The organism is Nitrobacter winogradskyi Nb-255 (assembly GCF_000012725.1).
Taxonomy (GTDB): Bacteria; Pseudomonadota; Alphaproteobacteria; order Rhizobiales; family Xanthobacteraceae; genus Nitrobacter; species Nitrobacter winogradskyi.
The window spans coordinates 2,809,181-2,823,573 of record NC_007406.1 but is presented as its reverse complement, the minus strand read 5'-3'; the positions used below and the strand labels follow the sequence as shown (position 1 = coordinate 2,823,573).

At 64.0% G+C, this 14,393-nt stretch carries 12 protein-coding genes; 10 read left to right on the top strand and 2 right to left on the bottom strand.

Going from position 1 to position 14,393, the window contains the following annotated elements:
- The first annotated feature begins 13 nt into the window (after nt 1–13).
- A complete protein-coding gene (locus tag NWI_RS13495; RefSeq protein ID WP_011315800.1) occupies nt 14–1,582 on the top strand; it encodes a glycosyltransferase family 39 protein in 1,569 nt (522 codons plus the stop codon).
- Between the two features lie 9 nt (nt 1,583–1,591).
- Here the strand turns inward: NWI_RS13495 and NWI_RS13490 are convergent, their stop codons facing one another.
- Nucleotides 1,592–2,497: a uracil-DNA glycosylase gene (locus NWI_RS13490; protein ID WP_011315799.1), complete on the bottom strand. Its 906-nt coding sequence runs from the start codon at nt 2,495–2,497 to the stop codon at nt 1,592–1,594.
- A 203-nt stretch (nt 2,498–2,700) separates the two neighbouring features.
- Here NWI_RS13490 and NWI_RS13485 point away from each other — a divergent pair, with 203 nt between their 5' ends.
- The 3 genes from NWI_RS13485 (at nt 2,701) to NWI_RS13475 (ending at nt 7,463) form a co-directional block, all read left to right on the top strand.
- Nucleotides 2,701–4,362, top strand: coding sequence for an electron transfer flavoprotein-ubiquinone oxidoreductase (locus tag NWI_RS13485; RefSeq protein WP_011315798.1), 1,662 nt, complete (start codon nt 2,701–2,703; stop codon nt 4,360–4,362).
- Nucleotides 4,363–4,637: 275 nt separating this feature from the next.
- Complete coding sequence (locus NWI_RS13480; RefSeq protein ID WP_041345651.1) at nt 4,638–6,419, top strand: tetratricopeptide repeat protein; 1,782 nt, start codon at nt 4,638–4,640, stop codon at nt 6,417–6,419.
- 117 nt (nt 6,420–6,536) lie between these two features.
- Complete coding sequence (locus NWI_RS13475) at nt 6,537–7,463, top strand: 4-(cytidine 5'-diphospho)-2-C-methyl-D-erythritol kinase (RefSeq protein ID WP_011315796.1); 927 nt, start codon at nt 6,537–6,539, stop codon at nt 7,461–7,463.
- Nucleotides 7,464–7,517: 54 nt separating this feature from the next.
- Here NWI_RS13475 and NWI_RS13470 read toward each other — a convergent pair whose 3' ends face one another.
- A complete protein-coding gene (locus tag NWI_RS13470) occupies nt 7,518–8,528 on the bottom strand; it encodes a polyprenyl synthetase family protein (protein ID WP_011315795.1) in 1,011 nt (336 codons plus the stop codon).
- 150 nt (nt 8,529–8,678) lie between these two features.
- Here NWI_RS13470 and NWI_RS13465 point away from each other — a divergent pair, with 150 nt between their 5' ends.
- From NWI_RS13465 to glyS, 6 genes are all read left to right on the top strand, one after another.
- On the top strand, nt 8,679–8,927 hold the full coding sequence (locus NWI_RS13465) for a DUF2007 domain-containing protein (protein WP_041345650.1): 249 nt from the start codon (nt 8,679–8,681) through the stop codon (nt 8,925–8,927).
- Nucleotides 8,884–9,693, top strand: a complete 810-nt coding sequence (locus NWI_RS13460; RefSeq protein WP_244374915.1) for a tRNA1(Val) (adenine(37)-N6)-methyltransferase — start codon at nt 8,884–8,886, stop codon at nt 9,691–9,693. Before NWI_RS13465 ends, NWI_RS13460 begins: the two co-directional genes overlap by 44 nt.
- A 181-nt stretch (nt 9,694–9,874) precedes the next feature.
- Nucleotides 9,875–10,753: a S49 family peptidase gene (locus NWI_RS13455; RefSeq protein WP_011315792.1), complete on the top strand. Its 879-nt coding sequence runs from the start codon at nt 9,875–9,877 to the stop codon at nt 10,751–10,753.
- Between the two features lie 117 nt (nt 10,754–10,870).
- Nucleotides 10,871–11,059, top strand: a complete 189-nt coding sequence (locus NWI_RS13450) for a hypothetical protein (RefSeq protein WP_011315791.1) — start codon at nt 10,871–10,873, stop codon at nt 11,057–11,059.
- Between the two features lie 192 nt (nt 11,060–11,251).
- Entirely contained in the window at nt 11,252–12,196 is a 945-nt protein-coding gene (locus NWI_RS13445; protein ID WP_011315790.1) for a glycine--tRNA ligase subunit alpha, read from the top strand.
- Between the two features lie 3 nt (nt 12,197–12,199).
- Nucleotides 12,200–14,383 carry a glycine--tRNA ligase subunit beta gene (gene glyS / locus NWI_RS13440; RefSeq protein ID WP_011315789.1) on the top strand — a complete coding sequence of 728 codons (2,184 nt, stop codon included), beginning with the start codon at nt 12,200–12,202 and terminating at the stop codon, nt 14,381–14,383.
- Nucleotides 14,384–14,393 lie beyond the last annotated feature (10 nt).

The following is a 14,393-nucleotide window of genomic DNA, read 5'->3' as shown; positions in this document are numbered from 1 at the left end:
CATCAGGTCCTTCATGCGTTTCACATCGCTGGTTGTCGAACTGATCCGCGCCAGGCCGCTTCTGGTATTCTGGATCGTGGCGCTGTTTCAGGCGGCGATGTGGCTGCTCGTGCCGCTGCTGTTGTACCGGGGGCCGCCAGACGGTCTCGCGACCGCGCTGGCGTTCGGCCGGGAATATCAGGTCGGAACCGATCTCGGGCCGCCGCTGGCGTTCTGGCTCGCCGACATCGCCTATCGAGCGGCCGGCAGCCACATGTTCGGCATCTACCTGTTGTCGCAATTCTGCATCATTGTCGCCTTCCGGGTTCTGTTTGAACTGGCCCGTACCATCGTCGGCAGCCAGCAAGCGGTCCTTGCCCTGCTGCTGACCATGACGGTGACCGCGTTCGGAGCTCCGAGCCTGACATTCGGCCCGCAGGTGCTCGCCCTTCCTCTATGGTCTTTGCTGCTGCTGCATGCCTGGCGGATCATCGGGCAGGGCCGCAATGCCTGGTTCGCGCTGTCGATCGAAGCCGGCCTGCTGTTGCTGACCACGCCGGACGCGGCCGGCTTGTTGCTGGCGCTGGCCGTGTTTGCGCTGGCCACGGAGCGAGGACGAAATGCCCTGAGCTCGGTCGATTCGCTGTTCGCGCTCTTGGTGATCGCCGTGCTTGCGCTGCCCTACCTGATCTGGCTGGTGCGCGCGGACGCACTCGGCGCGCCGCCGTGGATCGATGGTCTCGAACTGAATCAGCTGTTGCGCTGGGGCGGCCTGCTTCTTTCGCTCCTGCTCGCGATTCCCGGCCTTGTGCTGCTGGTCGTCCTGAATTCCCGTTTCGTCAACCGGGCCTCCGAGGACGCGCCGGTCATCGTGCGGCCGCCGGTGGATCCGTTGGCGCAGATATTCGTCTACGTCTTCGCGCTCGCGCCGGCGCTCGGCGGAAGCCTGGTTGCGGCGCTGTCCGGCGTCGATCACGTCATCGGCGGCGCGCCGATCGCGCTGTCGATGTCGGGTCTGGTGATCGTGCTGCTCTCCGGCGATCTCATCCATCTGCATAGGCTGCGCCTGCTGCGTGCGGCGTGGCTCACCGCCGTCGTGGCTCCGGCGCTGGCCGTGGTTGCGATGGTCGTGGGTCAGCCGTGGTTTACCAATACCGAGGTTGCGACATCCCTCCCGGCGTCCGCCATCGGCGCTTATTTCGGCGAGAGTTTCGAGCGCCGCACCAACCGTCCGCTGCACGCTGTCGCGGGCGATCCGCAATTGGCGGCCCTCGTGGCGCTCGGTCCGTCTCGGCCGCATCTGCTGCTCGACGCGGCGCCTATAGCGTTTTCGAGCGAAGCGGAATCCGGTTCGCGTGAAGAAAACGCGTCAAAACATAAAGATTCCAGGCGCACGCCGTGGATAACGCCGGCGAAATTCACCGAACTCGGCGGGGTCGTGGTCTGGCGAGCGTCCGACACCGCGGGCACGCCGCCCGAAGCCATTGTGAAGCGGTTTCCGGGCATCGTTCCGGAGATTCCGCGCACGTTTGATCGTCTCGTCAACGGCCGGCTGCCATTGTTGCGGATCGGCTGGGCCATCGTCCGCCCGAAAGCGCCGTGACGCTGTCTCTCAGGTGGAGGCCGGCTGCTCAGCTTTAATTTCAGTATCCTCCAGAGCTTTGGCGATCGCGCGCAGGTCGTGCCAGGCCATCCGCTTGTAGGACGGCGAGCGCAGGAGGTAGGCCGGATGGAACGTCGCCATCGCACGGATCGTTCGCGCGCCGGTGTCGTAATCGAACCATCTGCCTCGGGTCTTCATGATACCCTCGCGGGTCTGCAGCAGCGTCTGCGTCGAGGGATTGCCGAGCGTCACCAGGACGTCGGGGTTCACCAGTTCGATCTGGCGCCGGATGAACGGCAGGCAGATCTGGGTCTCCTGCGGCGTCGGCGTCCGGTTGCCGGGCGGCCGCCATGGAATGACGTTGGCGATGTAGACGTCGCCGCGCTTCAGGCCGATCGCGGCGATCATCCGGTTGAGAAGCTGGCCTGATCGGCCGACGAACGGCAGGCCTTCGATGTCCTCGTCGCGTCCCGGCGCCTCGCCGACGAACATTAGCCGCGCCTGCGGATTGCCGTCGGCGAACACCAGCCGCGAAGCGGTGAATTTCAACGCGCAGCCCTCGAAGCCTTCGAGCAGGGCGCGCAGGGCCTCGAGCGAGGGAGCGGTGCGGGCGGCCTCGCGCGCGTGTTCGGCTGCGACGTCCGGTGGCGGTGCGATCCCGGCGCGAGGTGGTGCCGTGGCGGTCTGGCGAGACGGCTGCCGTGTCGCCGCAATGGGAGCGGCTCCGGTTTTCGCGGCGATCGGCCGGCCGGGGGCCAGAGCGGGTGTGGCAATATTCGGCGGGGCGAGATCCGGGGGGGCAAGATCCGGCGTGGAGAGGCGGTCGACCGGTTCGTCCCCCAGCGCGCAATCGACCCCCGCTTCGAGATAGAAGGCCAGAAGTTCCCGGACAGTGGTCGAGTGATCTGATGTCATGTTGGCGAAAACCGGTTCCCACTTTGCGCTGGCGCGGCCCTTCGGGTCGGGACCATGCTCTAACTCGCGAAGGGTAAGCTGCGAAGAGGTTTGCGTGGAACGCCGGAGGGGTGCTTTCCCCGGTTGTTCTCGGGCAGAAAATCGGAAACAACAAGCCGCAGGAGCATTACAAACGCGAAGGCCGCCGGTTGCGGAAGCAGATCATGAGCAGCGACGAATTGCCGCCGCGCGAATCCATGGATTTCGATGTCGTTATCGTCGGCGCCGGGCCATCGGGCCTGTCGGCGGCGATCCGGCTCAAGCAGCTCGATTCCGGTCTCAGCATCGTCGTCGTTGAGAAAGGGTCGGAAGTCGGCGCCCACATTCTCTCCGGGGCGGTGATCGATCCCTCCGGGCTCGACAAACTTGTGCCGGACTGGCGCGACGATGCCGATTGTCCTCTCAAGACGAAGGTCAGGGACGATCGCTTCTACTGGATGACGCGTGGCGGCGCGATCCGGCTGCCGGGCTTCCTGATGCCGCCGCTGATGAACAATCATCGCTGCTACATAGGCTCGCTCGGCAACGTCTGCCGCTGGCTCGCGCGGAAGGCGGAAGCGCTCGGCGTCGACATCTATCCCGGCTTCGCGGCGGCGGAAGTGCTTTATGACGATGACGGCGCGGTGCGCGGCATCGCGACCGGCGACATGGGCATTGCGCGGGACGGCTCGCTTAAAAGTTCCTTCACCCGCGGCATGGAACTGCTCGGAAAGTACACGCTGTTCGCGGAAGGCGCCCGAGGCAGCCTGTCGAAGCAGTTGATCGCAAGATTCCAGCTCGACAAGACCAGCGACCCGCCGAAATTCGGCATCGGCCTCAAGGAGGTCTGGCAGGTCGATCCCGCGCGGCACCGCAACGGGCTGATCCAGCATTCGTTTGGCTGGCCGCTGAACAATTCCACCGGAGGCGGCTCGTTTCTCTATCATTATGACGACCATCGCGTCGCGGTCGGCTTTGTCGTTCACCTGAACTATGACGATCCATATCTGTCGCCGTTCGATGAGTTCCAGCGGTTCAAGACCCATCCCGCGATCCGGGGGGTGTTCGAGGGCGGCAAGCGGCTGGCCTATGGCGCGCGGGCCATCACCGAGGGCGGCTACCAGTCGGTGCCGCGCCTGAGCTTTCCGGGCGGCGCGCTGGTCGGCTGCGCGGCGGGATTCGTCAACGTTCCGCGCATCAAGGGCGTTCACAACGCCATGGGCAGCGGAATACTTGCCGCGGAGCACGTCGCCGCGGCGCTCGGCGCCGGACGCGCCAATGACGAGATCGCCGAATACGAGAATGCCTGGCGCGGTTCCGCGATCGGCACGGACCTGTTCAAGGTCCGCAACGTCAAGCCGCTATGGTCGAAGTTCGGCACCGTCGCCGGCGTGGCGCTGGGCGGCCTCGACATGTGGACCAACACGCTGTTCGGATTCTCGCTGCTGGGAACCTGGCCGCACACAAAGCCCGATCGTCAGACGCTCGATCCGGCCAGAGCCCATGTGCGGATCGCCTATCCGAAGCCGGACGGCAAGCTGACTTTCGACAAACTTTCGTCGGTGTTTCTCTCCAACACCAATCATGAGGAGGATCAGCCGGTTCATCTGAAGGTCACCGACACGGTGCTGCACAAAACCTCGGAACATGACGTCTATGCCGGGCCGTCGAGCCGCTACTGTCCCGCCGGCGTCTATGAATGGGTCGAGGATGGTTCGGACCTACGCTATCAGATCAACGCGCAGAACTGCGTCCACTGCAAGACCTGCGACGTGAAAGACCCGAACGGCAACATCACCTGGGTGCCGCCGGAGGGCGGCGGCGGACCCAACTACGAGGCGATGTGAATCTGCCGCCCCCGCGAGCCATGCACGCGGCCATGATGACGCCACACTCGAAGATGCAAGCGGCTGGCTGAAACGTGGCGCGAATGTTATAGCGTTTTCGAGCGAAGTGGAATTCGGTTCGCCTGAAGAAACGCGTCAATCAAGAACTGGAATCCTCCACCGTTTCCGTGAAGCGGTCAAGGACTCTGGAAGCGGATCATGCAATGGTGCCGGCGCGGGTTGCGTACCGAGAAACCCTGATGTTCGTGCCAAGAAATCTGGAGCTGCGCATCCCGATGTTGTCCATTCGTTTCAATCGCCTGGCGATGGCTGTTGCCGCTGCGGCGTTGTTGGTTCCGTCTGGTCCGCTGGCGGCTCAGACGCCGGACCATCCGACCGAAACCTCGCCATTTCCCAGCGCCAAGGATCTGCGCAGCATGACGACGTCGGGCAGCTATCTCGCCGCGCGTCATGCCAGCGTCGAGCGCGACGCCAGGTCCGCGGCGACGTTCTATCGTTCGGCGTTACGCACCGATCCGAAAAACAACGAGCTTCTGGATCGCGCGTTCATCTCGTCGCTGGCCGAAGGCAATATCGCCGCCGCGGTGAAGCTGGCCGATCGCATTCTCGCCATCGACAAATCCAACCGCGTCGCGCGGCTCGTCGTCGGCGTTGATAATCTCAAGCAGAAAAAATACGCGGCCGCCCGGAAAAACATCAAATTGTCCATTCGCGGACCGATCACCGACCTGGTGGCGACGTTGCTGTCGGGATGGGCCGACTATGGCGCCGGCGACACCAGGCAGGCCGTCGCTCTTATCGATGCGCTGACAGGTCCCGAATGGTACCCGATCTTCAAGGATCTGCATTCGGGGATGCTGCTCGATCTTGCGGGCCGGAAGGAAGAGGCTGGGGCTCGTCTCGAGCGCGCTTACAAGCTCGACGATTCGGCGCTCCGCGTGTCGGATGCTTATGCGCGGTGGTTGTCGCGCAACAAGGACGCCGCGGCGGCGCTCGCCGTGTACGAGTCGTTCGACAAGAAACTGGCGCGGCATCCTCTGATTCAGGAAGGAATCAAGGAGCTCAAGGCTCGCAAGAAGCTGCCGCAGCTCGTCAATTCGCCGCAGACCGGCGCCGCCGAAGCTCTTTACGGCATCGGCGCGTCCCTGACCCGGCGCGGCGGCGAGGATCTGGCGCTGGTCTATCTGCAACTCGCGCTTTATCTCTCGCCTGATCATCCGATGGCGCTGTTGTCGCTCGCCGACCTCTATGAATCGGTGAAGAAGCCGGAGATGGCGATCGGCGTTTATGAGCGTGTGCCAGCCGGATCGCCGCTGCGGCGCAATGCCCAGATTCAACTCGCCACCAATCTCGACGCCGTCGATCGCAGCGACGAGGCGATCAAGATTCTCAAGGGCGTGACGGAGCAGGACCCGAACGACCTGGAGGCAATCATGGCGCTCGGCAACGTCGAGCGCGGCCGCAAGAAGTTCGCCGATTGTGCGAAGACCTACGGTAAAGGCATCGACGTCATCGCCGAAGCCAAGGACAAGCCGAACTGGGTCTACTACTATTTCCGCGGGATCTGCCTGGAACGGTCGAAGAACTGGGCCAAGGCGGAAGTCGACATGAAGAAGGCGCTCGAGATTCAACCCGAGCAGCCGCATGTGCTGAACTACCTCGGCTACTCCTGGATCGACCGTGGCCTCAATCTCGATGAAGCCATGAAGATGATCAAGCGCGCCGTCGATCAGCGGCCGGACGACGGCTATATCGTCGACAGCCTCGGCTGGGCCTATTATCGCATCGGCAATTATGAGGAGGCGGTCAAGACGCTGGAGCGGGCCATCAACCTCAAGCCCGAGGATCCGACGGTGAACGATCACCTCGGCGACGCTTACTGGCGCGTCGGCCGGACGCTGGAGGCGAAATTTCAGTGGGCGCATGCGCGCGATCTGAAGCCGGAACAGGAAGAACTGCCGAAAATCGAGGCCAAGATCAAGAACGGCCTGCCGGCGGACGATACGCCGTCCGCCGCCTCGGCGGACAAGAAAAAGGACGCCGGCAAGGGCGGCTGAGACGCGTGGTCGAGAAGAGTGTCACGATGTCTCCGCCGAAATTTTTTTGGGCCGCGCGCCGAACGCGATCGCAGAAATCATTTGATTTTGCGCGCGTTTTTGGATTTGTCATCCGTCATGATCGTCACCGGCGCCACGGATCTGGAAACGGCCGCACCGGCGCTGAGCGAGACGGCGCGCGCCAAGGTCAATCTGACCCTGCGGGTCGTTGGCCGGCGCGCCGATGGCTTTCACGATCTCGAAAGCGTGGTGGCATTTGCCGATTGCGTCGATCGTCTCACCCTGACGCAGGGTGCGGAGCTGTCGCTTGTCGCCGCTGGTCCGCGGGCGCAGGAGTGCGGTCAGACAGCCGATAACCTCGTTCTGACGGCGGCAAGGCTGCTTGGCGAGCGGATCCCGGACCTGAAAGCAGGGGCCTTCGCGCTGGACAAGTATTTGCCGGTCGCCGCCGGCATCGGCGGCGGATCGGCGGACGCGGCCGCGGCGTTGCGGCTTCTGGCAAGGGCCAACGGTCTTTCGATCGACGATCCGCGCTTGATCGAGACCGCGCGACTGACCGGCGCCGACGTGCCGGTCTGTGTCCGCTCGGAAAGCTGCGTCATGACCGGCGTCGGCGAATCGCTGCTGCCGCTGGATGTGCCGGCGATGCCCGCTGTGCTGGTCAACCCGCGCGTTCCCGTCGCCACAAAGGATGTATTCGCCGCGCTCGGCCTTCGCAAAGGCCAACTGAATGTCGGCGTCAATGACCTGATCGAGGCCATCGTGTGGCCGGAGGCCGGTGCGCCGGTGGACGATTGGCTCGCCATGCTGTCGGACGGCGCCAATGATCTCGAAGCACCGGCGATCCGCGTTCAGCCTGTCATCGGCGAGGTGCTCGCGCGGTTGCGGTCGACCGGCGCGCGGCTGTCACGGATGTCCGGCTCGGGCGCGACCTGCTTTGCGATCTTCGACGACGAGGCGGCCGCGCATCATGCCGCGCAGACGATCCGGCTCGATCGCCCGCAATGGTGGGTTCATGTGGGGACGCTGGGCGGAGGTTCGTGAGGCATTTCAGGGTTGTCATTCCCTGACACCGGCGGAGATCATCGCGCCGGATCGTCAGTGCGACCGCGCCAGGCAGAACGCCACGACCTGCTCCAGCGCGCCCTTCATCGGCGACGGCGGAAACAGCGCCAGCGCATCGACCGCCATCGCGCCGTAGTGATGGGCGCGGTTGAGGGTATCCTCCAGCGCGCGATGCTTGGTCATCAGCCCGATGGCGTGATTGAGATCGTTGTCGCCGATCTTGCCTTGCTCGAGCGCCCGCACCCAGAATTCGCGCTCGACATCATTGCCGCGCCGAAACGCCAGCACCACCGGCAGCGTGATCTTGCCCTCGCGAAAGTCGTCGCCGACGTTCTTGCCGAGCTTCGCCGACTTGCCCCCGTAGTCGAGCACGTCATCGACAAGCTGGAAGGCGATGCCGAGATTCATGCCGAAACTCGCGGCCGCCGTCTGCTCGGCCTTCGGACGGCCGCCGAGCACCGGGCCGACCTCGCAGGCCGCGGCGAACAGTTCGGCCGTCTTGCCGCGAATGACCGCGAGGTATTCGTCCTCGGTCGTAGCCGTGTTCTTCGCCGCCGCAAGCTGCATGACTTCGCCCTCGGCGATGGTCGCCGCTGCCGAAGACAGGATGTCGAGCGCCCGCAGCGAGCCGACCTCGACCATCATGCGGAACGCCTGTCCGAGCAGGAAGTCGCCGACGAGAACGCTGGCCTCGTTGCCCCACACCATGCGGGCCGACAGCCTGCCGCGGCGCAGCTCGCTTTCGTCGACCACGTCGTCGTGCAGCAGCGTCGCGGTGTGCATGAATTCCACCGAGGCCGCGAGCTTGACATGGCCTTCGCCGGCATAGCCGGCGAGATTGGCCATCGCCAGCGTCAGCATCGGGCGCAGCCGCTTGCCGCCGGACGAGATCAGGTGGTTGGCGACTTCCGGGATCATCGTGACGTCTGATCCGGTCCGCGACAGGATGGTGGCGTTGACGCGTTCCATGTCGGCGGCGACGAGTTCGACGAGCTGGTCGATGGAGCCTGCCGGCTGGCTTTCGAAGGGGACGATGACCGCCAAGCTGAGGATCTCCGATTTTCGAATTTCGTCTCATTCTAACCGTTGCACCATAGAAAGTGCTGGTTGGCCCGGCAAGCGCAGGTAATTGTTGACAGGGAGTCGTTGACATGGGCCACAGGGATGCGACGCTTGGTGCGCGGGAGCATGACGTTGCAGGAATTGGTTCGAACCAACGACATGGTGCTGGTGTCGGCGGTCGGCGCGCTGCTGGACGGCGCGGGGATTTTTCATCTGGTGCTGGACCAGAACATGAGCGTGCTCGAAGGGTCGCTCGGGGTGCTGCCTCGCCGCGTTCTGGTGAATGACGGCGACAATCGCGCGGCGCGGCGGCTTCTCGCCGAAGCCGGGCTGGCTCATGAATTGCGCCCCGACGACGCTGATGACCTGCGCGCAATCTGACATTGGCGAGGATGCGTTTCTCGGTGGGCGGTTGCGGCTGTATCAACCGCTGTCGGGTCATCGCGCCGGCCACGACGCCATGCTGCTCGCCGCCGCGACGCCGGGCGGACCCGGCGATCGCATCGTCGATTTCGGCGCGGGCGTCGGCGCCGCCGGGCTCGCGGTGGCGACGCGGATCGATAACATCGATCTGGTGCTGATCGAGCGTGACGAAACCCTCGCCGGTCTGGCGGGCCGCAACGCGCTTCTCAATCGCCTCGCTGCGCGGGTCTGCGTCCTCGATATCGCGGCGGAGGCTGATGCTTTCGCCGCCGCCGGTCTTGGTCCCGACAGCGCCGACGGGGTGCTGATGAACCCTCCCTTCAACGATGCGGCACGGCACCGGCCATCGCCGGACCAGAGCCGTCGCGCGGCCCATGTCGCGGACCCCTCGACCCTGGACATCTGGACTCACGCCGCCCGGCGGATGCTGAAATCCGGAGGCGCGCTCAGCCTGATCTGGCGCAGCGACGGACTGGCGGAGGTGCTTGGCGCGCTTGGCCGCGGCTTTGGGGGCATCGCTATCCGGCCCGTGCATCCGGACCCGCGCAGGCCGGCGATCCGCATCCTGGTTCGCGCAATCAAAGGGAGCCGGGCGCCGCTCAGGCTTTGTCCGGGCCTGATGCTGAGCGACGAGATGGGCCAGCCCGATAAGGAGGCTCAGGGATCTCTCGCGGGCGGCGAGGCGCTGGCCTTCGCTCCTGCCGGCAAGGGTGGATTCCAGTGAGTCCGAGTGCCTGAGCCCGGCAAGCCTTCACGTCCCTTGCAGGCCGCGCTCGCTGTCCGGCGCGGTTCTGACGAATTGTCGCATGAAGGCTACCGATGGTTGTCCCTCGTAGATAGATACGTGTGCATGTTAATCGGGCGATTGAATAGTGGATGAAATGGCCGAAACCCAGGAAAACGCCATGAGCCGGGTGAAAACAGCGCTGACGAAGCTCATTCCCAGGCGATGGCGGCGCGGGACCAGCGTGGTGCCCGTGGTGCGATTGTCCGGGGTGATCGGCGCGGTCACGCCGCTCAGGCCGGGCATGACGCTGGCGGGCGTCGCCCGAACGCTGGAGCGGGCGTTCGCGGTTGCTGACGCCAAGGCGGTGGCGCTGGTGGTCAATTCGCCGGGCGGATCGCCGGTGCAGTCCCGCCAGATCTATCTGCGCATCCGGCAACTGTCGCGGGAGAAAGAGATTCCGGTTCTGGTGTTCGTCGAGGATGTCGCCGCTTCGGGCGGTTACATGATCGCCTGCGCGGGCGACGAGATTTTCTGCGATCCCTCGTCGATCCTCGGTTCGATCGGCGTGGTCGGAGGCGGTTTCGGCTTTACCGAACTGATCAGGAAAATCGGCGTCGAGCGCAGGCTGTATACCGCAGGCGAACACAAGGCGACGCTCGATCCCTTTCTTCCGGAGAATCCCGACGATGTGGCGCGGCTGAAAGCGATCCAGCGCGAGATCCACGCCACCTTCATCGAACTGGTGAAGGCGAGCCGCGGGGGACGGCTGAAAGGAGCGGACGATCTTTTGTTCACCGGCGAATACTGGGCCGGCGAGCGTTCGGTCGCGCTCGGTCTTGCGGACGGGATCGGCGATCTTCGCTCGACGCTGCGGGCCCGGTTTGGAGATAAGGTGAGCACACCGCTGATAGCGCCCTCGACCGGTCTGTTGTCGGGACTGTTGGGTCGTAAAGCAGGCGCCGGGACCCTGACCTTACAAGGTGGCATGGCGGGGATGCCGGACGAGCTGATTTCCGCGCTCGAAACGCGCGCAATCTGGGCCAGATTCGGTCTTTGAGCCGGCTCCGGGGACATTCCCAAGCTTATCTGGCCGCGAAACGGCGATTGCAGGAACGATCGGATTAGGCGAGAATATTGTTGTATGGGGTCCGTAACGAAAGAAGGGGATCGACCGATGCCGCCGCTGATTGCACTCGCAGCTACTCTGGGTGGACTGGTCGCGGTCCGCTGGCTCTACAACACCGCCAGGCGGATTAATCAGGAACTCGAGGAAGCGCGGATGGCCCGCGTCGCCGAGCCGGCGCGCCGCGATATCCCGACCCTGCGGCGGGATTCCCGCACCGGCGCCTACCGGCCTGACTGATAAGCCCGGCTGGTCCGCAGGTCGCCGCTTCCGCGACAATGCTCGCAGGATGGCCGCGCGACTTCGCCGCGGTTCTCCCGTATCCAGGGGGTTTCGGTTAGCCAAGGTTTCGTCATCGTCTTGATTTGAGGAACGCGCGCCGATACGGTCGCGAAGCGCCGACCTGTTTCTGCTAATCCCCAAAAAAGACGAATGGACCCCTTGCCTCCGCATATGCGCCCGGAACGCTCGTTCCAGGGTTTGATCCTGACCCTGCAACGCTATTGGGCGGATTACGGCTGCGTCATCCTGCAGCCCTACGACATGGAGGTCGGGGCGGGCACCTTTCATCCCGCGACCACGCTTCGCGCATTGGGTCCGAAACATTGGAACGCGGCCTATGTGCAGCCCTCGCGCCGGCCCAAGGACGGGCGCTACGGCGAGAACCCCAACCGCCTGCAGCACTATTACCAGTTTCAGGTCATCCTCAAGCCGTCGCCGCCTGATATCCAGGACCTTTATCTGAAATCGCTGGCCGCAATCGGCGTCGACAGCGCGTTGCACGACATCCGCTTCGTTGAGGACGACTGGGAAAGCCCGACGCTGGGAGCGTGGGGTTTGGGGTGGGAGTGCTGGTGCGACGGCATGGAAGTCAGCCAGTTCACTTATTTCCAGCAGGTGGCGGGCGTCGAATGCGCGCCGGTGGCGGGTGAACTCACCTACGGGCTGGAGCGTCTGGCGATGTTCGTGCAGGGCGTCGACCGCGTCTACGATCTCAATTTCAACGGCCGTGAGGGCGCGGAGAAAGTGACCTATGGCGACGTCTTCCTGCAGGCCGAGCAGGAATATTCGCGGCACAATTTCGAGCATTCCGACACCGCGATGCTGTTCGAGCAGTTCAGGATGGCCGAGAATGCCTGCAAGACATATCTCGACGCCGGCTGGCGGGACGATCCGAAACAGCCCGGCCAGCGCGCGGCGCATCTGATGGCGCTGCCGGCCTATGACCAGTGCATCAAGGCGAGCCACGTCTTCAACCTGCTCGACGCGCGCGGTGTGATCTCCGTGACCGAACGGCAAAGCTACATCCTGCGCGTGCGCGAGCTGGCGAAAGCTTGCGGCGACGCATGGCTGCATACTGACGCGGGCGGCGTCTAAGCGATGCCTGATCTTCTGCTGGAACTGTTCTCCGAGGAAATTCCCGCGCGCATGCAGGCGAAGGCGGCGGACGATCTGCGCCGGATGGTCACCGACAAGCTCGTCGCCGAGGGGCTCGTCTATGAGGGTGCGAAAGCCTTCGTCACGCCGCGCCGCCTCGCGCTCACCGTGCACGGCATTCCCGCGCGCCAGCCCGATCTCAAGGACGAGCGCAAGGGGCCGAAGGTCGGCGCGCCCGACGCTGCGGTGCAGGGTTTTCTGAAAGCCGCAGGGCTGACATCGCTGGACGAGGCCAAGATCCAGCGCGATCCGAAGAAGGGCGATTTCTATGTCGCGCTGATCGAAAGGCCGGGCCGGCCCGCGATCGACGTGCTGGCGGAATTGTTGCCTGTGATCGTGCGCACCTTTCCGTGGCCGAAGCAGATGCGCTGGGGCGAGCGCTCGGCGAAGCCGGGCGCTCTGACCTGGGTGCGGCCGCTGCATTCCATCATCGCGACTTTCGGCATGGAGACGGAGGAGCCGGAGGTGGTGCCGTTCGACGTCGCCGACATCACAGCCGGGCAGGCGACGCGCGGGCATCGCTTCATGGCGCCGGGCGAATTCAGCGTGCGCCGCTTCGAGGATTACGAGGCGAAGCTGCATGACGCGAAGGTCGTGCTCGATCCGCAGCGGCGCAAGGATATCATCCTGGCTGACGCGAAAGAACTGGCGTTCGCGCAAGGCTATGAGCTGGTCGAGGATCAGGCGCTGCTCGATGAGGTGTCCGGTCTCGTCGAATGGCCGGTGGTGCTGATGGGTTCGTTCGATAAAGAATTTTTGTCGATTCCGGGCGAAGTGATCCGCGCCACCATTCGCAACAACCAGAAGTGTTTTGTCGTCAACGATCCGAAATCGGGAAAACTCGCCAACCGATTCCTTCTCGTCGCCAATCTCGAAGCGTCGGACGGCGGCGAGGCGATCATCGCGGGCAACGAGCGCGTCATTCGCGCCCGGCTGGCGGATGCGAAGTTTTTCTACGAGACAGACCTCAAGACAAAGCTCGAAGCCCGGCTGCCGAAATTCGAGCAGATCGTGTTTCATGAAAAGCTCGGAACGCAAGCGGAGCGCATCGCTCGCATCGAGCGGCTGGCGGCCGAGATCGCGCCATTGGTCGGTGCGGACGTGGAGAAGGCGAAGCGCGCCGCGCGGCTGTGCAAGACGGATTTGTTGACCGAAGTCGTCGGCGAATTCCCCGAGTTGCAGGGGCTGATGGGGAAATATTATGCGCTTGCGCAGGGCGAGGATGCGTCCGTCGCCGCCGCCTGCGAGGAGCACTACAAGCCGCAGGGCCCGAACGACCGCGTACCAAGCGATCCCGTGAGCATCGCGGTCGCGCTCGCCGACAAGATCGACACGCTGGTCGGCTTCTGGGCGATTGATGAAAAGCCGACCGGCAGCAAGGATCCCTATGCGCTGCGAAGGGCGGCGCTCGGGGTGATCAGGCTGGTGGTAAACAACGGTCTTCAGCTAAAGCTCCGTCATATCACGGCAGAAGCACTCAATTTACTTGAGGAACAGAAACCCGATCTCGTCGGTGAGGCGCGACAGCGTTGGCTGAATCAGTACGGCGGCTCTCATTCCATTGAAGCGGCACTTGAAAGTGCCGTCGCAGCGGTTTTTGTGAAAGACCTCCTCATCTTCTTCGCCGATCGTCTCAAAGTTCAGCTCCGCGAGCAGGGCGCGCGGCACGATCTTGTTGATGCGGTGTTTGCTTTGGAAGGACAGGACGATCTCCTCATGATCGTCCGCCGCGTCGAGGCGCTCGGAAAATTCCTCGACACCGACGACGGCAAGAACCTGCTGTCGGGCACCAAGCGCGCTTCTAACATCCTCGCCATCGAGGAGAAAAAGGACAAGCGCAGCTTCGACGGCGCGCCGGATGCCTCGCTTTATACGCTGGGCGAAGAGAAGGCGCTCGGCGCTGCCATTGATCAGGTGAAGCGTGAGGCGAGCGCCGCCGTTGCGACCGAAGACTTCGCCGCCGCGATGTCCGCGATGGCGAAGCTGCGTCCCGCCGTCGATGCCTTCTTCGAGCAGGTGAAGGTCAACGACGCCGATCCGAAGATTCGCGAAAATCGCCTCAGGCTGCTCAATGAAATCCGCGCCGCCACGCGCACCGTCGCCGATTTCTCGAAGATACAGGATTGATGAAGTCGAT